This is a genomic window from Gardnerella sp. c23Ub_4, from assembly GCF_055804115.1.
The window spans coordinates 698186-719502 of the sequence record NZ_JANUYO010000001.1; the positions used below are offsets into that span (position 1 = coordinate 698186).

Here is a 21317-nt window from a genome sequence, read left to right on the forward strand (position 1 = left end):
GTCGCGTATAGATGCAAGTGGAAGTAGGTGAGTGATAGCTATGGGTCGAATGATTTTTGGCAAGTCTGCCGGCAATGATGAGCCTAACGAGCCGAATAATCCTAACAATCCTAATAAATCTGCTAGCTCTATTAAACATACTAGGTCTATTACATCCACTTTTGCTGCAACTGATAATTTCCCTAAGTCTACTAATTTTTCTAATCTTGATGCGCATAAAAGGTCAATTCAATCCAATCTAAACTCACAAGATTTTACAAGATTAGCTAAAAATGATTTATCTAATAGCAAAAAAGCGACTACGAGTAGCTCGTTAGAAAATCAATCTTCTAAAAATGCTTTTGTAGATGCAAGAAGACTTTCCGTAGTTGATTTTGTAAAGCAAACATTAAAGTCTAGCTCGGGTCCTCTTGGAATTACATCTAGACCTAAAGTAATAGATTTTAGTGCTCGCGAAAAAGAAAAGAATTTTGCTAAAATACGTACCTTTTTGTTGCGATTTGCTTACACTTTCCTTGCTGTTGCGCTAATCGCTTTGCTTTGCTGGATGCTATTTTTATCTCCATTCTTCCGTCTTGATTCTAAAAATATACACATTTTTGGATCTAACGAATGGGTGAGTGAACAGAAAATCGCGTCAATTGCGTCTAATCAAGTAGATAAGTCGCTGTTTTTGGTTTCTTCTCAGCAAATAATTGAGCAATTAAACAACATACCTGGCGTAACAGAAACAAAGGTTGTAAAGCAATTCCCGCACGGTTTGCAAATAACTGTTCGTGCGCAAAAACCTGCTGCAATGCTTAAAGCAAAAGGTGGCGAAAAACTTACGGCTGTAGATGTTAAAGGTAGAGTATTAAACGCTGTTCAAAACGTTTCTACGAGCGGAATACCAGTTATAGAAGTTAGCGACGTTAGTAAAAGTCTAAACAGCAGGGCTGTTAAGGAAGCGTTGAGAATTGTAAGCTCGCTTTCTCAAGATTTTAGGTCTCACGTTATCCGTGTTAGTGCAAAAACGCAGGATTCTGTTGAAACAGAAGTTTCTTACCCTGGCCCAAGCGGAGAAGTTCATAGGATTGTTGTTTGGGGCGATTCTTCGGATTTGGAGCTTAAAAAGGCGATTGTGGAAACGATTATTAGCGATCCAAGTAAAATCGGCAATCGTCAGCTTTTGGATGTTTCTGCTCCTGCAAGGCCGATTCTTAAGTAGTTTGCTTGAGTAGCTTGTTTAAGTAGTTTTAAGTAGTCTGCTTAAGCAGCTCCAGAGCATAGTTGCTTAAGCGGTTTTTAATTGTCAAGCAAATGTGTATAATAGTACTTTGTGTGTGCCAACGGCGTGCCTTATGTAATAGGCGTGCTGGTTGGGATATCCCAAGTGCCAAAGATAGCGCGCAGTAATGTGCGTCTGGAGGCGCAAGGGCCATCGGGCCGGTGGACTGTGGCTTTTCTCTTTAACCGATTCAGGTTTAAGGTGTGCTGCAGTGCTGCGGTTTCACCAAATAGAAGACATTAATGAATCGGAGAACTTAAGTTGCCTACGATTGAACAACTCGTCCGTAAGGGACGTCAGGCCAAGCCTAAGAAGTCAAAGACTTTGGCCTTGAAAGGTAGCCCGTTGCGTCGTGGCGTGTGCACTCGTGTGTACACAACCACTCCTAAGAAGCCAAACTCTGCGCTTCGTAAGGTTGCTCGTGTGCGCCTCAGCTCGGGTATTGAAGTAACCGCCTATATTCCAGGCGAAGGTCACAACTTGCAGGAGCACTCCATTGTGCTTGTGCGCGGTGGCCGTGTGAAGGATCTCCCAGGTGTGCGTTACCACATCGTGCGTGGCGCTCTCGATACCCAGGGTGTTAAGGACCGCAAGCAGGGTCGTTCCCTGTATGGAGCAAAGAAGGCGAAGTAAAACATGTCACGTAAAGGACCTGCAAAAAAGCATCAGCTGCTTCCTGATCCAATCTACGGCTCGACCGTCGTGGCTCAGTTGATTAACAAAATTCTTCTCGATGGCAAGAAGTCCATCGCAGAAAACATCGTCTACACCGCTCTTGAGCAGGTGAAGGCAAAGACCGAGCAGGAGCCAGTTTCTGTTTTGAAGCGCGCTCTCGATAACATTCGTCCAAGCCTCGAGGTTCGTTCCCGCCGCGTTGGTGGCGCAACCTACCAGGTTCCAGTCGAAGTTAAGCCTGCTCGTGCAAACACCTTGTCGTTGCGCTGGCTTACCGACTTCTCTCGCGTTCGTCGTGAGAAGACTATGGCTGAGCGTTTAGCTAACGAAATTCTCGATGCCTCCAATGGCTTGGGTGCTTCTGTAAAGCGCCGCGAGGATACCCACAAGATGGCAGAAGCAAACAAGGCTTTTGCTCACTATCGCTGGTAATCCACAAGATAATCGGTATCTTAAAGAGCTAAGGATAATAATATGGCACAAGATGTGCTTAACGACCTGAATATGGTTCGTAACATCGGCATCATGGCGCACATCGATGCTGGTAAGACTACTACCACCGAGCGTATTCTTTACTACACTGGTAAGAATTACAAGATTGGTGAAACTCACGATGGCGCTTCTACCATGGACTTTATGGCGCAGGAGCAGGAACGCGGTATTACTATTCAGTCTGCTGCAACCACTTGCTTCTGGCAGCGTCAAACCCATGACACAGATGACCGCTATCAAATCAACATCATCGATACACCAGGACACGTTGACTTTACCGCCGAGGTAGAGCGTTCTTTGCGTGTTCTCGACGGTGCTGTTGCAGTGTTCGACGGTAAGGAAGGCGTGGAGCCTCAGTCCGAAACCGTTTGGCGTCAGGCAGATAAGTATAGCGTTCCACGTATTTGCTTCATCAACAAGATGGATAAGTTGGGCGCAGACTTCTACTATTCTGTTAAGACCATTAAGGAAAAGCTTGGCGCTAAGCCACTCGTTATTCAGCTTCCAATCGGCGCTGAAAACGACTTCCTTGGTGTTGTTGACTTGATTCGCATGAAGGCTTACGTTTGGAATGACGTTAAGGACGATATGGGTGCCCACTACGACACCGTTGACATTCCTGCCGACTTGCAAGAGCGTGCAGAAGAATATCGTGCCGAGCTTATGGATCAGGTTGCAGAAGCCGACGAAGAGTTGCTCGAGAAGTATCTTGAATCGGGAGAACTTTCCGAAGAAGAGATTCGCATGGGTATTCGCAAGCTTACTATTGCTCGCGAAGCCTTCCCAGTAACTTGCGGTTCTGCATTTAAGGATAAGGGTGTTCAGCCAATGCTGGATGCTGTTGTTGACTTCCTTCCAAGCCCAGAAGATGTTCCATCTATTAAGGGCTTTGATCCAAGCGACGAATCCGTTGAGATTGATCGTAAGCCAGTAAATACAGATCCATTTGCTGCATTGGTCTTTAAGATCTCCACTCATCCATTCTATGGAAAGCTTGTGTTCGTGCGCGTGTACTCTGGCGAAGTTAAGCCAGGCGATTCCGTGTACGATTCCACTAAGAGCAAGAAGGAACGCGTTGGTAAGATCTTCCAGATGCACGCAGATAAGGAAAATCCTGTAGATTCTGCAGAAGCTGGAAACATTTACACCTTCGTTGGTTTGAAGAACGTTAGCACGGGTGACACCTTGTGCGACGAGAAGAGCCCAATTTCCTTGGAATCCATGACATTCCCAGATCCTGTTATCGAGGTTGCTGTGGAGCCAAAGACGAAGGCAGATCAGGAAAAGATGAGCTTGGCTTTGGCTAAGCTTTCCGATGAAGATCCTACCTTCCAGGTTAAGACCGACGAAGAGTCTGGTCAGACTTTGATTTCTGGTATGGGCGAGCTTCAGCTCGACATTATTGTGGATCGTATGCGCCGCGAGTTCAAGGTTGAAGCGAATGTTGGTAAGCCACAGGTTGCTTATCGCGAAACCATTCGCAAGGCTGTTATGAACCAGGAATACACCCACAAGAAGCAGACTGGTGGTTCTGGTCAGTTCGCAAAGGTTTTGATGAACTTCGAGCCAATCGATCCAGAATCTGGCGAAGTCTATCAGTTTGTTAACGAGGTCACTGGTGGCCACATTACTAAGGAATTCATTCCTTCCATCGACGCAGGTGTGCAGGAAGCTATGGAATCTGGCGTTTTGGCTGGCTTCCCAGTGGTTGGCGTTAAAGCAACCGTTACCGACGGTCAGACTCACGACGTTGATTCTTCGGAAATGGCCTTCAAGATTGCAGGTTCCATGTGCTTCAAGGAAGCTGCTCCTAAGGCTCACCCAGTAATCCTCGAGCCAATTATGGCCGTGGAAGTTCGTACTCCAGAAGAGTACATGGGCGACGTTATGGGCGATTTGAACTCCCGTCGTGGAAACATTCAGTCTATGACCGACGCTACTGGCGTTAAGGTTATTGACGCTAAGGTTCCACTGAGTGAGATGTTCGGCTACATTGGTGATCTTCGTTCCAAGACTCAGGGACGTGCAATGTTCACCATGCAAATGGACTCTTACGCGGAAGTTCCAAAGGCTGTTTCGGACGAGATTATTAAAGCCCAGCGCGGCGAGTAAAAGCGCACGCTACTTCGGTGTTTTGTGTCCCTAGTCAACGCTAAAATTTCGTACGTTGACTGGGTTCTGGCACCGAAGTGGCACCTAACCCAGAAACCCAGTAAATATGTAGCTAGAGGCTTCACATAAGAGTGTGAAGCGAACTACGAGACGTCCAGGAGGACAAACACATGGCAAAGGAAAAGTACGAGCGTACTAAGCCGCATGTTAACATTGGTACCATTGGTCACGTTGATCACGGTAAGACTACCTTGACCGCGGCTATTTCTAAGGTGCTTCATGGCGAATATCCAGATCTGAACCCTCAGTATGACTTCGATCAGATCGACGCCGCTCCAGAAGAGAAGGAGCGCGGCATTACCATTAACATCGCCCACATCGAGTATCAGACGGCTGCACGCCACTATGCTCACGTGGACGCTCCAGGCCACGCTGATTACGTTAAGAACATGATCACTGGTGCCGCTCAGATGGATGGTGCAATCCTCGTGGTTGCTGCTACCGACGGCCCAATGGCTCAGACCCGTGAACACGTCTTGCTTGCTAAGCAGGTCGGCGTTCCAAAAATTCTTGTTGCTTTGAACAAGTGCGATATGGTTGACGACGAAGAGCTTATCGACCTCGTTGAAGAAGAGGTTCGTGACCTCCTCGACGAAAACGGCTTCGATCGCGATTGCCCAGTCATCCGTACTTCCGCTTACGGCGCTTTGCATGATGACGCTCCAGATCACGACAAGTGGGTAGAGACCGTCAAGGAACTCATGAAGGCTGTTGACGAGTACATCCCAACCCCAACTCACGATCTTGACAAGCCATTCTTGATGCCAATCGAAGATGTGTTCACCATCTCCGGTCGTGGTACCGTTGTTACTGGCCGTGTTGAGCGTGGTAAGCTCCCAATCAACACCCCAGTTGAGATTGTTGGTTTGCGCGATACTCAGACCACCACCGTCACCTCTATCGAGACCTTCCACAAGCAGATGGATGAGGCCGAGGCTGGCGATAACACTGGTCTTCTTCTTCGTGGTATCAACCGTACCGACGTTGAGCGTGGTCAGGTTGTGGCTGCTCCAGGTTCTGTGACACCACACACCAAGTTCGAAGGCGAAGTTTACGTCTTGACCAAGGACGAAGGTGGCCGTCACTCGCCATTCTTCTCCAACTACCGCCCACAGTTCTACTTCCGTACCACCGATGTTACTGGCGTTATCACTTTGCCAGACGGCATCGAAATGGTTCAGCCAGGCGATCACGCAACCTTCACTGTTGAGTTGATCCAGGCTATTGCAATGGAAGAGGGCTTGACCTTCGCAGTTCGTGAAGGTGGCCGTACCGTTGGCTCTGGTCGTGTGACCAAGATTCTTGCCTAGTATTTTCTGATTTTCTAATCTGAAGATATTAGCTAAGGCTTAAAAAAGACCCCATGAGGAAACTCGTGGGGTCTTTTTGTATTCTGTTGAAGAATTGCACATATCTCGTTGTGTGTAGTTTTGTGTGTAGTTTTCTGTGTAGTTTTGTGTGTAGTTTTGTGTGTAGTTTTGTGTGTCGTTTTGTGTGTCGTTTTGTGTGTCGTTTTGTGTGTCGTTTTGTGTGTCGTTTTGTGTGTCGTTTTGTGTTCTTTGAATTTTTATCTTTTTATAATCATCGCAAAATGTTTACTTTTGTGTTTTAAGCGTTATTGTGCAAATGAAGAAAGCGCCTCTAATATTCAGATTTTTGTTGGAATACAGGAAGAAATCATATATGAATCATATTTGGGGTTATAGGTCAAAAAGTGTGTAAGAAATCATGTCTCACGCATTGCAATACAAGCGTTTTGCGGTAATCGAATCTGTTTTCTGCACATTCGCCACCTGGACAAAAAGTGTGTAAAAAATCAGCTCATAACCCTTATAGCAGTAGGGCTCGTGGTATATCGAATGTGGGTTATTCTTCATTTGTATGAATAACCCACTATGCAATAATTGTCATAACTAATTGTCATCACAAAATGAGCAAGAATGGTCACACCAATCCTGGCACTACTAGATACCGTTGTCCTAACTGCGGAGCCTCTAAAAGTAGATCGTATGATAAACAATCAAACGATTTAACAGTTGGCTTAAATTGGCTTTTATCTAATAAGACTCAGGATAAGTATTCATACGATTTCTCAGCCCGTACCTTAAGAAGTAAGAATAAGCTTTTATGGGACTTATGGCCGCAAGTACCATTCGTGGACAAAGTTTATGATTACATTCATGTTGATGGTATTCATTTAGGACGTAAATCTGTAGTATTAATCGCTTACTCTGGTAAACATGTTTTAGGCTGGTACGTGGCTCGTAGTGAGAATAGTCGCGCGTGGGGTTACCTCATGCAGCGTATTGCGGAACCTCTAGTAGTAGTTTGTGATGGTTCTGGTGGTATTCGTAAAGCAGTAAAAACATATTGGCCTAACACGAAAATACAACGTTGCTTATTCCATATAGGTCTTAACATTAAAGCTTTAACTGGAGTTAATCCTCGTCTTACTCCTGGTAAGCAATTACTATCATTAGCTAACATTGTTTCTGACATAAAAACAGAAGATCAAGCTCGTCATTGGCTTATTTCTTACAATAATTGGGTGAATGCTTGGAGTGATTTTCTTAAAGAGAAAAGCAAGTATTGTGATGGTAGTATTGCTGATACTCACCAAAGACTAGTTCGTGCTAAATCAATGATTGATAGGCGTATTCGTGAGGGTTATATGTTTACTTTTCTTAATCCTCCAGAAGATTGCAATCATCCTATTCCACCAACTAATAATGCTATTGAATCAATGAATAGTAGAATTCGCGCTATGCTACGTAATCATCGTGGATTAAGCTTGTTAAAACGTATACACGCTATATGCTGGTGGTGTTATTTAAACACGAGTAAGCCAAGAGATAAGTCTTGGATAGTCATTCATTCTTTTACTAGTAAACGTATAGAACAACTCTATAGGCAAGCCTGGGAGCGTTCTAATCAAGGATTATATGAAGTATTTGGAATACCAGCAAGATATGGTACTGGTGTTGATTGGAATGAGTTTCATAAGAGTAGTGAATACTACCAGTAGTTATTAAAAAGCTAAGCTGATTACTTCTATTTACAGAATATTCATCAGCTTAGCTTTACACACTTTTTGGCCTATAACCCCATATTTGTGTAATTAAAAATCTAAATACGAAAAAACCCAAGCCGTAAAGCTTGGGTTTTGTTTGTGCCCCCTCAGGGATTCGAACCCTGGACACGCTGATTAAGAGTCAGCTGCTCTAGCCAACTGAGCTAAAGGGGCGTTGGCTTTTTCTTGAGCCGAGTAATAACTATACTCAGAATCGATTTATTTGCAAGTTACGGCGTGTCGTATTTTGTTGTTAGTGCTATAAACACGTTTTAATTGCATATTTCATATCTCGGAAAAATTCCGATAAGAGGTTTAGCTAAAGTAACATATGTTTATAAATATAAGCAATATTTATAAAAAACAGTAACAAAAAACGAGTTTTCAATCTTTTGTGTGAACAACATGTTAATTTATAGTTGTATAATCAACGCAATTCTGAAAAATTTTCTCTTTAGAAATGGCTATATTTAGCCGTTCTTTGTGGGTTGATTCGTATTTGTTAACTGTTTATGCATAAAAATTTACATATTTATGTTTTTTTTTTATTTTCCTCAATGCTAGGCTTGTGAAAAATATTTTATAAGTATTTCATTGAAGGAGAGCGTATTTATGAAGTTCAAAAGAGCATCATATTTAACTCGCTTAGCTGCATTAGGAGTTGCTACAGCAACCCTTATCGTGCCATTTGGTGCAGCGAATGCTGCGGATACTAAGAATTCAGTTAGTAATAACAGTGCTTATGTAAATGATGCAAATGCGTCTTCTATTAAAAAGCAGTTTAGAATGTATAAAAATAACTCTGTAAGCCATAAGCTTACTAGAGATGAGAATTTATACTTAGATTCAAATAAAGCTGCACTGCTTGAAAAATATGCTATAAAGAACAGTGCTAGCGTGTCTAATAAGCCTATTGCTGTTATTGTTACTCTGCGTAAGCAGCCGAGTCATCCTTCAGTTGTTTCTGAAAAATCAAATAAAGACGAGCAAAATCGTTTAATTGCTAAATGGCGTAAAAAGTACAATATGAGTGTTCGACGTCAGCTTGGATATTTAATGAATTGCTTTGAAGCAACAATTCCAGCAAACCGTATGCAAGCTTTACGCCATGAGCCAGAAGTTAGATCTGTAGAAAAAGAGCGTTTATATTATCCGCTGGAAAATTTTGCTCGTGAGCTTCAGGGTCTTACGCAGGCTTTCCGAGAAAGTAATAAAAGCTTAGATGGTACTGGCATGTTGGTTTCAATAATCGATACTGGAATTGATATTAACAGTAAAGATATGAAGCTGGATTCATCTGCTAAAAGTGCAAAAAAGTTAAATCCACAACCAGGATTTACAGATAAAGTTCCTGCAGGATTTAATTATGCAGATGAAACTAATGAAGTGAAAGATAATCATGCTGAACAGCATGGCATGCATGTTGCTGGAATTGTTGGAGCTAATGGAGATGAAGAAAATGCTCCTGCAGCTAGCAATCATCGTGTTAATGGCATAGCTCCTAATGCGCAGCTGCTTGCTATGAAAGTGTTTTCTAACAACCCAGATATGCCTGGATGCCGTGATGCGGATGTTGTGGCAGCTATAGAAGATTCTGTTAAGCTTGGTGCCGACGTTATAAACATGTCTATTGGCTCCGATAATGGACTTGATTCTACTTCAAGTATTGCTGCGTTAGCGTTAATGAAGGCTAGAAAAGCTGGAGTGTTGCCTGTCGTTTCGGCTGGAAATTCTGGATTGAACTTCTCGAATTCTGGTGGATTAGATGATGTGTTTGGAAAATGGGATGATGGCACTTTGGGGTCTCCATCTTCCTTCCCAGATGCTTTTAGTGTTGCTTCTGTTGAAAATTCAAAAGTTACACAAACCAAGGCGCAATGGTTTGTTAATAATGCATCTGCTACAAACTCTGGTTCTAATGATGCTAAGAAAAATGATTTTCCTTACTCACTTTCTACAGGTGTAGCTGATGGAAAATCACATGAAATTGTTGATATTAACCTTGGTAAAAAAGATGATGTTAAAGACCTTAACTTAAAGGGTAAATATGCATTAGTTAAACGCGGAGATATTGCGTTTGCAGAAAAGGTTAATAACGCAAAAGAAAAAGGTGCTGAAGGTGTTGTTGTATACAATGTAAAGGATGATCCTACTCAATTCCTAGATATGGCAGGCGTCGATAAGATTAAAGATGTTTTTGTAACATCAATACGCTATGAAGATGGTGAGGCAATCTATCAAGCAATCAAAAAGAATAATGGAAAAGTGGAAGTAACTTTCACCAATGATTTCGTTGCTATTGCTAACCCAGATTCGTTAAAGCCATCTAGATTTACGTCTTGGGGGCCAACTCCAGATCTTAATTTTAAGCCTCATATTTCTGGTATTGGTGGGAATGTGTGGTCTACGCAGAATGATAATAAGTACAGAAGCATGTCTGGTACTTCTATGGCAGCTCCAAATATATCAGGTCTTTCTGCTTTGCTGATGGAAAATTACAAGAAGCGTTTTAAGGGCAAAGAACTTAAGTCTTCTGAATTAGTTGATCGCATTGAGCAAGTGTTGATGAATACAGCTAAGATTCTTACTCGCGATGATGGTAATAAAAAAGTTCCGTATGCTCCTAGACAAATTGGCGCTGGTTTAGCGCAGATCGACAAAGCCATTAAGACGGATGTTGTTGCAACTACTAAAGATAGTCGCAGTAATGAAAGTAAAGCATATGTTTCTCTTTATGAGTTAAAGCAGGGTGAACGCAAGTTTAATGTAACATTGCACAATTATGGTTCTGAGAATGTTAAATATAGCATACCGAATCAGGTTGTTGTAAACGAGACGAATAAACCTGGTGAAAAAACATCCACATTTGTGAATGATACAGAAACATTAACTGCAGATAAGTCTTCCGTAACTGTAGAGGCTGGTAAAACAGTTGATATTACTTTCACATTGAATCCTCAATATGGGGAAAACCATTACATTGAAGGATGGGCTTGCTTAAAGTCTAAGACTAAAGGTCAGCCTGATTTGTCTGTTCCATATCTTGGTTTTGTTGGTAATTGGAATGCTGAGCAGATTTTGGTTAAACCTGGTGAAAAGTATAAGAATGCTGATAAACCAGATAAGCCTGTTAATCCTGCACAAAATCCTTCTCCTGCAGCTCCGAACCAGTCTGCCGATGAAAGTAATGGTGAAATTGATTCAACTACTGCCCTTATGTCTGATTCAGCAGACGGAAGTATGCAAGTTAAGATAAATGGATCTAAACGATTTATGTTCTCACCTAATGATGATGGCTGGTATGATTTAATCACACCATATGTGCCATTATTGCGTAGTGCGGCAGACATTCGCTACGAGATTATGGATGAAAATGCAAGCAAGGTATTACGAGTTTTAGGTGAAGACCACAATGTTTCTAGACCTACTTTTCCTTCTGCGGCAGATTCAATGGGTCATGAAGGCGTGAATGGTCGTTTTGATGGTAAGCGTTATGATCCGAAAATCGCGCAGTTTGTGCGGTTTGAGGATGGAAATTACGTGTATCGCATTCAAGCTCGTTTGGGCAAAGGCTTTCAGTGGCAAAACTACGACATGAAGTTTGCTTTAGATACGCATGGTCCTAATGTGAATGTTTCCGACCGCGATTCTAATGGCGTTGTAACAATCACTTTAAGTGATAACTTAAGTGAAGATCCTGGTCTTCCAGTTATTCGCCGTGTTGGTGATGATGATGTATTTAAGTATGATGATGCAACTAGTTGCACTTTAGATAAAGTACATCATAAACGTGTGTGCAAAATAAATGTTGGTAACACAACGCCATTTATTTCCGTTGTTGCCAAAGACGCAGGAATGAATGGAACTCGTGTAGTTAAGGTGTTTGCTAATAAAGATCATAAAATCTTCATTTCTCGTCGAAAGGAAATGGACGGGAAGATGGTTGGAACATCTGTAGTGCATGACAATAAGTTAAATCTTGAAGGTTATGTTTCTGATGATGTTAAATCCATGAAAGTGTTAGCAAGCTACAAGAAATACGATGGATCAATTGTTAAAACAACAGTTAAAGTGAATCTAAATAAAGCACCAAAGTTTACTGCTAGTAATATAAAAATCGTACGTGGTGAAAACACTGTAAAGGTGCTTGGATTCTCTGACGATAAATGCAAAACGCAAATAGCTAGCGAAGAGTTTACGTTAACATACAATCCAGAGCGTCCGCGTATTAGTGTTACTAATACGGATACTGGAGATAGTGACGGTAATTTGCCGGTTGCAAGTGATGGTAGTGTAACTGTAAAAGGCAAAGTAAAAGATAGTTCTGAGCCTAAGCAAAAGCTTGATTTAACAATTCGTTACCAAGTGGATAAAGTGAAGCAAGCGGCTGGTTCTACTGATCCTGGTTCTTCTAATTCAAGCAGCGAATCTGCTGAAGATGTAGATGACACTGAGACAAAAGAGGATTCAGTAACGATTAACTCGGATGGAACATTTGAAGTAACAGTAAAGCCTTCTGCTAAGGCGTATCAGGTTACTCTCTGCGCAAGTAACGGTCAGAATCTTAAAATTAAGTCTGTTAAGCTTCAGGGTCGTAACGAGCCAAACTTTATGGAAGTAAGTAATGGCGTGTTCTATCCAAGTAATGTAACTCCACTTGGAGCAAATATTTGGATGATTAATCCTATTACTGCGGGGCCAAGCTTAGACTCCTTTACTTTGCAAGGTACTGTTGGGCCAGATATAAAGAGTGTAGAATTTACTCCTTCTACGCGTCTTAATAAAGATGGCAAGTATGTGGTAGAGCCAGCTATTGCTGCAAAAATAGACAGTCAAGCGCATAGTTTCTCTATTGATTTGCCAATGCATACGGGAATTAATGATTTTCGCGCTGTTGTAAAAACTGCTGATGGCAAGAATCTTATGGACTTTGCTGTTGCTTTCTTGTTTGATAAAGAAGCTCCAAAAGCTACTTTTGCTAATCCTCAATTATATGGTCATACATTGTTTACAAACAAAGATACCGTAAAGTTTAAGGGTAGTGCTCAAGATAATGCTTCTGGATATAGGCTTTCTATCAATCATTCTGTTGTTGCAGAGTTTACTTCTTTGGAAAATGGTGATGGTCCAGAAGCAAACAAAAAAGAATTTGAGCGTGATGTTGATGTAGAAGATGGAGATCATGTTTTTCTTGAGCTTGAAGACAAGGTTAATTCATCTGTTTATGGTTCCATTCCAGTTGTTGTTGATAAAACAAATCCAACTGTAGATGTAAGCATGAAAGACGATGAATCAGTAGAAGGTGACTATACGGTTACTATAAAGGCTAAAGATGCAAATCTTAAATCCATAGCTGCATATGTTGACGACAAGCCAATCAGTGCTGTTTCTAATACGAATTTAGCTCCTCATCCTGTAGAAAGCACGTTGCTTTCGTTAACTCAAGGATATAGTTCCTATACTGAAGTAGATAAACCTGAAAAGGATCATTTGGAATTAAAGGCAGTTATTCATGCTAAAGATCTGGCAGAAGGTAATCATATTCTTCGCGTAGAAGCTACTGATTATGCTGGAAACTCAGCTGCTGGAGATAATCAGCGAACTTCTATTCCGTTTGTTAAAAAGAAGCATGCTGAACCAGTTAAGCCTGATCATTCTAAGCCAGATGTGCCTGGTCATAATGTGAATCCAAATGTTCCAAAGAAGCAAGAAATTCCTGCTCCTCCAGATGTAAATACTCCTGTTCCAGTAGCTCCTAAGAGTGTTGTTGAATTAACAAAAGCTCTTAAGAGTAATCTTTTAGTTGGTAAATATGAAAACAATGTTGCCCGTGCAGGTGTCGAAAATCCTATGAAGCTTCGACTTAGCCAAAATAGTGATATTATTAAGCAGCTTAAGAAGAATAAAGTTGTATATGCATATGCGTACATTTATTCTCTTCCTGTTTTGTTGCATGGCAAAGATGGTGCTAGCTACGTAAAGGTTACTTTGGACGATAAAGGTCAGCCTCATTTTGATGCTGAGATTCCAGAAGGATATTCGGGTAAACATACAATTGTTCTTATTGATAACAGAGGATTACAAATTGCTTGGACTAATGTGTGGGTTATTCCAGCTAATGCAACTTCATTCGATGAGACTATCGCAGAATATAACTTGAGACATTCTGAAAGTCATTCTGGATTTACTTTTGCGTCTAGTGATGAAGATTATGAATCTGCAAGTAATATTGCAGATAATAATGAGGTAAATGGTTCTGAGACTAACTCAGGAGCATATGCAGGTGCTAATGGTAATGCTAATAGTAGCAATGTTAATGGCAATAGTAAGAATGCTAATAATAATGCTAATTCTTCCTTAAGTAACTCATTATCTTCTTCAAAGAACACTAATACAAAGGGAATGCTTTCAAAGTTAGGTGTGACTGGTGCTGGAATAGTATTCACACTGTCTACATTGGCTTTGTTGCTGCTAAGTGGCACTTTTGCACTTTTTGTTCGCAAAATGCGCATGTAAAGTGTTAACTAGTTACCTTTAAGTTCTAAAATAGATATATTCCCCATGTGTAACAGCATGGGGAATATTTGATTAGTGCGCTTTATGTTTTGTATGTTCATTTGTTAAATTGGCGTGTTTGCATGTTTGTCCTTCTTAACAGTCAAGCTGTAAGCATGACATTAAGTATGGTGTTGCAAGAATTGCAAAATGAGCATCAAGACTCAGAGTTGCAGCCTAAAGCGCAATCTAATCGCACGCTACCTTTACGCGCAAGTGAAACAAGTGCTGAAAATCCTTGGCCAGTAAGTGTTATAAGCCAAAAGTTCCATGGTGCTGTAGAAAAGTGGCCTGCGGCTTGGGTAGAAGGTCAGATTGTTGAAATCAACATGCGAAGGTCTACATCTGGCTACATAACGCTTAGAGACAGCAATGAAGACGTTTCAATCTCCATAATGGGCTTTAGTAAGTTTGTTCAGCAAGCTAAAGATTTGCATCAAGGCGATAGGGTAGTTGTTCACGGCAAGGCAGATATTTGGGTAAAAGCAACACGATTGAGCTTTGTTGCCGACGAAATTAGGCGTGTTGGTGCTGGCGACTTAAAAGCGCAAATAGATGAGTTGCGCAAAAAGCTTAAAGGCGAAGGCTTGTTTGACGCGGAAAATAAAGTGCCGCTTCCTGAGTTTCCAAAGTGCATTGGACTGGTGTGTGCGCCTCAAGCTCGAGCCGAGGGAGATGTTATTACAAACGTCAATTTGCGCTGGCCTGTAACGCGTTTTAAGGTGGTTCACGCGCATGTTCAGGGTGTGCAATGTCCATCAGACGTAATTGCGGCCATTAAGCAGTTAGACGCAGACCCAGAGGTTGATGTGATTATTGTTGCGCGCGGTGGCGGCAGCTTTGAGGATTTGATTGGATTTTCGGACGAAGGCGTGGTTCGCGCTACGGCTGCTTGCGTAACTCCGATTGTTTCTGCGATTGGTCACGAAGATGATTGGACGCTTATTGATTTGGCGGCAGATATGCGAGCTTCTACGCCTACAGATGCAGCAAAGCGCGTTGTTCCAGATGTTAACGAGCAATGGCAGTTGATTGATAACGCTTTGCAACACGCGCGCATGAGGATTTCTGCGCGAGTTAGCAACGAGATTCAGCTTATTGAGGGATACGCAAATAGGCCAAGTATTACTCAGCCAACCACTATGCTGGAGCCGCATGAGTTGTTTGTGCAGCAGGCGGTTGAACGCATGAGGCATGGTTTGGTGCGGCTTCTGGACGATGCTAGTTTGACTGTTGAAAAGGCGCATGCCAGCATTACGGCTCTTAGTCCGCAATCAACGCTTAATCGCGGTTACGCGGTTGTGCAAATTAGCGGTGGGAAAGTGCTTGACGATTCTAGTCGTGTAAAAGCTGGCGATAATATAACAGTTACTCTTAAAAGTGGCTTGATTACGGCTAATGTTATATCTGTAGAAAAGTCGTAAAGTTGTAAAGTTATAAAGTCTTAAAACTAAAACGCAAAATCTTAAATAAAAATCTTAAATAAAATATTAGAAAAGGATGATTATGAGTGACGAAATAAAAGACGCAAGTGCAAAAGCTGACGCGATTAGCACGCTTAGCAGCGAAGAGCGAGCTGCGATTAACGCAATGCCTTACGAAGAAGCGCGCGAAAAGCTTGTGCAAGCTGTTAAAGCGCTTGAGGCTGGCGGTTTGACTTTGGATCAGTCTATGCATCAATGGGAGCTTGGAGAAGCGCTAGCAAAGCGTGCGCAGGGCTTACTTGCATCTGTTCGCGCTAAGCTTGATGCGGCTCAGGCAGAGCAGTCGGCTACAGCTGCGACGGCTGGAACGCAATCAAATCTTGAATCTTGAGCATGTTATAGCGTGTAAACCACGCTATAGTGTATAATTGCCATTTGTTGCCTCGGTAGCTCAGTGGATAGAGCACCACTCTCCTAAAGTGGGTGTCGTCAGTTCGATTCTGATTCGGGGCACTTTTTGTGTATAGCTATATTTAGTTGTGTGCTATATATAGTTTGTTTATTTTTTGACAAATATTAGTTTCTTTTGTAGAATAGATACGTGGTGAAGCCAGGCTGTGTCTGGTTCGCGAAGAGCCAATCAAGTGATTGATTGGCTCTTCGTGCATCTAATGGCGGGGGATTTGGTGGGAATGATGGTGATTTATAAGCCTTTTACTACTATCAAGCAACAAATAAAATTGCTTAAGTCTAGAGGAGTAGTGTTTTCTGATGAGCTTAAAGCTATGGAAATACTTGAAAGAGAAGGTTACTATAGCGTTGTGAATGGGTATAAAAATCCATTTTTTGAATCAAAAAATTCGAATAAATATGTTCAAGGAACAAAGTTTGAACACATTTATTATCTTTTTAAATTTGATCGCGAACTTCGTGGTATTATTTTTGCGGCTACAACTAGAACAGAAGCATTGTTAAGGTCATCATGTTCATATTGTTTTAGCCAGATTCACGATAATGAAGTCAATGCTTACCTTAATGAAGCTAATTATGAAGATCCAAAGGAATCGCGCGGTTTAGTTAGAGCATTTAATCGAATTATAGAAAATAATACGTCAAATAATAAAAAATTAAATCTAGGGAAAGAATACATACGGCATTGTATCAATAATCACGATGGTCAGGTTCCATTATGGGTTTTATCTAATGACCTAACTTTCGGACAGATATTCTGGTTTTACAAAGTTCAAACTAGATGCACGAGAGGTTTGGTTGCTAGGGAATATACTGAACTTTATAATTCTTCACACTGTTCTCAAAAAGATATTACGTCAATAAAAATTGATTCTACTTATAGAAGAATTAAAGAGTTCAGAAATATTTGTGCGCATGATGAACGTTTGTATTGTGCTAGACCGCATAGTTTCAATGCAACAGTTTTTCAGCTTATTAAAGATTTCGACTTATTCTTAGATACTAACTATTATCTAGAGTTTTTAGAGAAGATTGAGAAATTACTAAGTGCGCTTTGCGTTGAAGTGCCAAGTTGTTCCAAAAATGTTATTGAATGCATTGGAATGTCTAGTATTAATGAATTTTATGATTGGAAAAATAAAATTAAAGAAAATATTACCTTGAATAGTAACTTGTCTGTTCCCAACGAAGCAACTCTTAAAGCTATGAATCACGCTAATCAAATTATAGATGGCAAAATTTCTGAAGACGGCATTGTTTTTAGCAATGCTAATGAAGCTAAAGCATTTTTGGATAATATGTCATGAAAATGTCATGAAAATTATTCGCGAGTCGCGAAATCCTTCCCAATGTTAGGGGATAGTGTTAGATTGTTTCTAACTTAAGCGATGATCCGTTATCGGCGGGGAGTTTTCGGAAGAACGGCGAGGATTCGTAAGGTCCTCGCTTATTAGAACCGACGGGGTTGGCCCGTATAGCCAAACACGAGAGGCTGCAAACGTTGCATAAGCATTTTGCAGCAAGCGAGGTGGTACCGCGGCAATAACTGTCGTCCTCGCAGGGAAATATTCACCCTGTTGAGCGAGGAGAGCACAGTGAGCGAATCCACTAATCCAGCAGCAAACGCGTCCGAAAAGTCATGCGCAAATAACGTATACCCAAAGGTAAGTGTTTCAGCATCAGCGCAAGAAAACGCCGCCGCGCAAGTTGCACCAAATCCTTCCTTCCCAAAGCTTGAAGAGTCCGTTCTTCAATACTGGGATGCAAATAACACTTTCCGCAAGTCAATCGAATATCGCCCGTCTGGCAAGGGTAGCCAAAACGAGTTCGTGTTCTTTGATGGCCCTCCATTTGCAAACGGTCTTCCTCACTATGGCCACTTGCTCACAGGCTACGCAAAAGACGTGGTTCCGCGTTATCAGACTATGCGCGGTCGCAAAGTAAACCGCGTTTTTGGCTGGGATACTCACGGTCTTCCTGCAGAGTTGGAAGCGCAGAAGGAACTCGGCATCGAGTCTGTTGATCAAATCGAAAAAATGGGCATCGCAAAGTTCAACGATGCTTGCCGCGCCAGCGTTTTGAAGTACACAAACGAGTGGCAAAATTACGTGCATCGTCAGGCTCGCTGGGTTGATTTTGAGCGCGGCTACAAAACTCTGAACATTCCATACATGGAATCCGTAATGTGGGCATTTAAGCAGCTTTACGATAAGGGATTGGCTTATAAGGGTTACCGCGTGCTTCCGTACTGCCCAAAGGACCAGACTCCACTTAGTGCGCACGAGCTTCGCATGGATGCTGATGTGTACCAGAATCGCCAGGATACCACTGTTTCTGTGGCCGTTAAGCTTCGCGACGAAGACGACGCTTACGCAGTATTCTGGACAACCACTCCTTGGACAGTTCCAACAAACTTTGCAATCGTAGTCGGCGCAGACATCGACTACGTGGAAGTTCGTCCAACTGAAGGCAAGTTTGCTGGCAAAAAGTTCTACATTGGTAAGCCTTTGCTTGGTTCCTACACTAAGGAACTTGGCGAAAATTACGAAGTTGTGCGCGAACTTAAGGGCGCTGAGATGGCTGGCTGGCGCTACTACCCAGTGTTCCCATACTTTGCAAGCGATTCTGCGCTCGCTGAGGGTGGCACTCCTGGTCCTAACGCTTTTACGATTTTCACAGCAGATTATGTTGACACTGCAGAAGGTACTGGTCTTGTTCACCAGGCTCCTTACGGCGAGGACGATATGAACACGCTTAACGCGCACGAAATTCGCAGCGTTGACGTGCTCGACGCAGGCTGCAAGTTTACAAGCGACTGCCCAGATTACGAAGGCTTGTACGTTTTCGACGCGAATTTGCCAATTTTGCGCAACTTGCGTGCAGGAGACGGCCCGCTTGCTCAAATGCCAGAAGACCAGCGCGCGTTGCTATTCCAAGAAAAAAGCTACGTGCACAGCTATCCTCATTGCTGGCGTTGCGCAACTCCGCTTATTTATAAGCCTGTTTCTAGCTGGTTTGTGTCTGTTACAAAGATTAAGAAGCGTTTGCTTGAGCTTAATCAACAGATTAATTGGATTCCTGGAAACGTTAAAGACGGCCAGTTCGGTAAGTGGCTTTCTAACGCTCGCGATTGGTCGATTAGCCGTAATCGCTTCTGGGGCTCGCCAATTCCAGTGTGGGTGAGCGATGATCCAAAGTATCCTCGCGTAGACGTTTACGGCTCGTTGGATGAGCTTAAGGCTGATTTTGGCGACTATCCTCGCGACGACGATGGCAATGTGAATATGCATCGCCCGTATATCGATCGCCTTACTCGACCAAACCCAGACGATCCTACTGGAAAGTCTCAAATGCATCGTATTACGGATGTTCTCGATTGCTGGTTTGAGTCTGGTTCTATGCCTTTTGCACAGTTCCATTATCCGTTTGAAAATAAGGACTTCTTCGAAGAGCACTTCCCATGCGATTACATCGTTGAATATATTGGCCAGACTCGTGGATGGTTCTACACGCTTCACATTATGGCTACAGCTCTATTCGACCGACCAGCTTTTAAGAACGTGATTTGCCACGGCATTGTGCTTGGTTCCGACGGCCAGAAGATGAGTAAGCATTTGCGCAATTACCCAGATGTTAATGGCGTTTTCAACGAGTATGGCTCGGATGCTATGCGCTGGTTCCTTATGTCTTCGCCAATTTTGCGTGGTGGCAATTTGATTGTGACTGCAGACGGCATTAGAGATACTGTTCGTCAGGTTATGCTTCCAGTTTGGAGCTCTTACTACTTCTTCACTTTGTATGCGAATGCTGCAAACGGTGGCAAGGGCTACGATGCTCGCAGGCTTCGCGCGGACGAGGTTGCAGGCCTTTGCAACATGGATCGCTACTTGCTTGCTCGCACGCGTTTGCTTGTTGAGCGCGTAGAAAAGTGCTTGAACGAGTTTGCGATTAGCGATGCTTGCGCATCCGTCAGCGATTTTATTGACGTGCTTACAAATTGGTATATTCGCGGCAGCCGTGACCGCTTCTGGAATGAAGACGAGACTGCTTTTAACACGCTTTACACTGTTCTTGAAGTGTTCATGCGCACGATTTCTCCTCTTGCTCCTATGGAGGCAGAGGCTGTGTGGCGTGGTCTTACTGGCGGCGAATCCGTGCATTTGGCTGATTGGCCTTATTTGGTTGAGCCTGAGACTCTTTCGGATGGTGAGCCAAATCCTAAGGCTGGCGAAGTGACTGAGCTTGGAGCGGTTCTTGCGCACGACGATGCTTTGGTTGCTGCTATGGATAAGGTTCGCGAGGTCGTGTCTTCTACGCTTTCGTTGCGTAAGGCGGAGCAGTTGCGTGTGCGCCAGCCGTTGGCAAATTTGACGGTTGTTGCAGAAAATACTGATGCTGTAGAGCCTTATGAGCAGGTGCTTGAGCGCGAGCTTAATGTGAAGAATGTTACATTCTGCACTTTGGAAGATGCTGGCAGCCATGGTTTGAAGATTGTTCACGAGCTTAAGGTGAATGCGCGCGCAGCTGGTCCTCGTTTGGGTAAGCAAGTGCAGTTTGCTATTAAGTCTTCTAAGAGTGGCGATTGGCGTGTTGACGAGTCTGGCGCTCCTGTTGTTAACACTCCAAACGGCGAAGTTGCGCTTGTTGAGGGCGAATATGAGCTTGTGAATCGCGTTGAGTCTTCGGATGCTAAAGCGGCTGCAAATACGGCTTCTGCTGCAATGCCAACTGGCGGTTTCGTTATGCTTGACACTGCTTTGACTAGCGATTTGCTTGCGGAAGGTTATGCTCGCGATGCTATTCGCGCTGTTCAAGATGCTCGTAAGGAGAAAGGTTTAGATATTAGCGACCGAATCTCTTTGACTTTGAGCGTGCCTGCTTCGGATGTTGCTAAAGTTGAGCAGTTCCGTGATTTGATTGCGGAAGAGACTTTGGCTACAAGCTTTGAAGTTACAGAGGCTGATTCTAGCGCAACCGAGCTTAGCGTAAGTCTTAAGCGTGCGTAGTTTAAAGCCTTACGTAAATTTTAGCTAACTAAACAAAAAACGTGCCGTGTATGATTCATACGTCGGCACGTTTTGTTTGAGCAATGCGACACTCCGATTTTCTACACTTCCACACCTTCCTATAGATTCGTTATAACAACAGTACAAATTTACTCATGTTTGTATTTGTTAGTTTTATAGAAAAA

Annotated in this window: 10 protein-coding genes, 2 tRNA genes and 1 pseudogene; 12 read left to right on the top strand and 1 reads right to left on the bottom strand. The window is 42.7% G+C overall.

Translation table 11 applies throughout. The features are described 5' to 3' along the window. Positions 1-40 precede the first annotated feature (40 nt). From NYP67_RS02755 to NYP67_RS02780, 6 genes and pseudogenes are all read left to right on the top strand, one after another. Positions 41-1207 carry a cell division protein FtsQ/DivIB gene (locus NYP67_RS02755; RefSeq protein WP_415691296.1) on the top strand — a complete coding sequence of 389 codons (1167 nt, stop codon included), beginning with the start codon at positions 41-43 and terminating at the stop codon, positions 1205-1207. A 321-nt stretch (positions 1208-1528) separates the two neighbouring features. After that, complete coding sequence (rpsL, locus tag NYP67_RS02760; RefSeq protein WP_003813881.1) at positions 1529-1900, top strand: 30S ribosomal protein S12; 372 nt, start codon at positions 1529-1531, stop codon at positions 1898-1900. Between the two features lie 3 nt (positions 1901-1903). Further along, on the top strand, positions 1904-2374 hold the full coding sequence (rpsG, locus tag NYP67_RS02765) for a 30S ribosomal protein S7 (protein ID WP_004127577.1): 471 nt from the start codon (positions 1904-1906) through the stop codon (positions 2372-2374). A gap of 42 nt (positions 2375-2416) precedes the next feature. Next, complete coding sequence (fusA, locus tag NYP67_RS02770) at positions 2417-4546, top strand: elongation factor G (protein ID WP_004130136.1); 2130 nt, start codon at positions 2417-2419, stop codon at positions 4544-4546. A 170-nt stretch (positions 4547-4716) separates the two neighbouring features. Further along, a complete protein-coding gene (tuf, locus tag NYP67_RS02775) occupies positions 4717-5916 on the top strand; it encodes an elongation factor Tu (RefSeq protein WP_004130138.1) in 1200 nt (399 codons plus the stop codon). Positions 5917-6487: 571 nt separating this feature from the next. Further along, a pseudogene (locus NYP67_RS02780) lies at positions 6488-7631 on the top strand (IS1249 family transposase). A gap of 145 nt (positions 7632-7776) precedes the next feature. Here the strand turns inward: NYP67_RS02780 and NYP67_RS02785 are convergent. Next, a tRNA-Lys gene (locus NYP67_RS02785) sits at positions 7777-7850 on the bottom strand. 438 nt (positions 7851-8288) lie between these two features. Between NYP67_RS02785 and NYP67_RS02790 the strand changes: the two genes are divergently transcribed. The 6 genes from NYP67_RS02790 (at position 8289) to ileS (ending at position 21132) form a co-directional block, all read left to right on the top strand. Then, complete coding sequence (locus tag NYP67_RS02790) at positions 8289-14192, top strand: S8 family serine peptidase (RefSeq protein WP_415695119.1); 5904 nt, start codon at positions 8289-8291, stop codon at positions 14190-14192. Positions 14193-14314: 122 nt separating this feature from the next. Continuing rightward, a complete protein-coding gene (gene xseA, locus NYP67_RS02795; protein WP_020758200.1) occupies positions 14315-15655 on the top strand; it encodes an exodeoxyribonuclease VII large subunit in 1341 nt (446 codons plus the stop codon). Between the two features lie 82 nt (positions 15656-15737). Continuing rightward, positions 15738-16046 (top strand): exodeoxyribonuclease VII small subunit, encoded by a 309-nt coding sequence (locus NYP67_RS02800; RefSeq protein ID WP_004130399.1) that lies wholly within the window; start codon positions 15738-15740, stop codon positions 16044-16046. A 49-nt stretch (positions 16047-16095) separates the two neighbouring features. Further along, positions 16096-16168: transfer RNA gene (locus NYP67_RS02805), tRNA-Arg, on the top strand. 179 nt (positions 16169-16347) lie between these two features. Beyond that, entirely contained in the window at positions 16348-17433 is a 1086-nt protein-coding gene (locus NYP67_RS02810; protein WP_349292020.1) for an Abi family protein, read from the top strand. 288 nt (positions 17434-17721) lie between these two features. Next, the gene (ileS, locus tag NYP67_RS02815; RefSeq protein ID WP_415680730.1) at positions 17722-21132 is read left to right on the top strand and encodes a mupirocin-resistant isoleucine--tRNA ligase; all 3411 of its coding nucleotides are present in this window, start codon (positions 17722-17724) and stop codon (positions 21130-21132) included. Positions 21133-21317 lie beyond the last annotated feature (185 nt).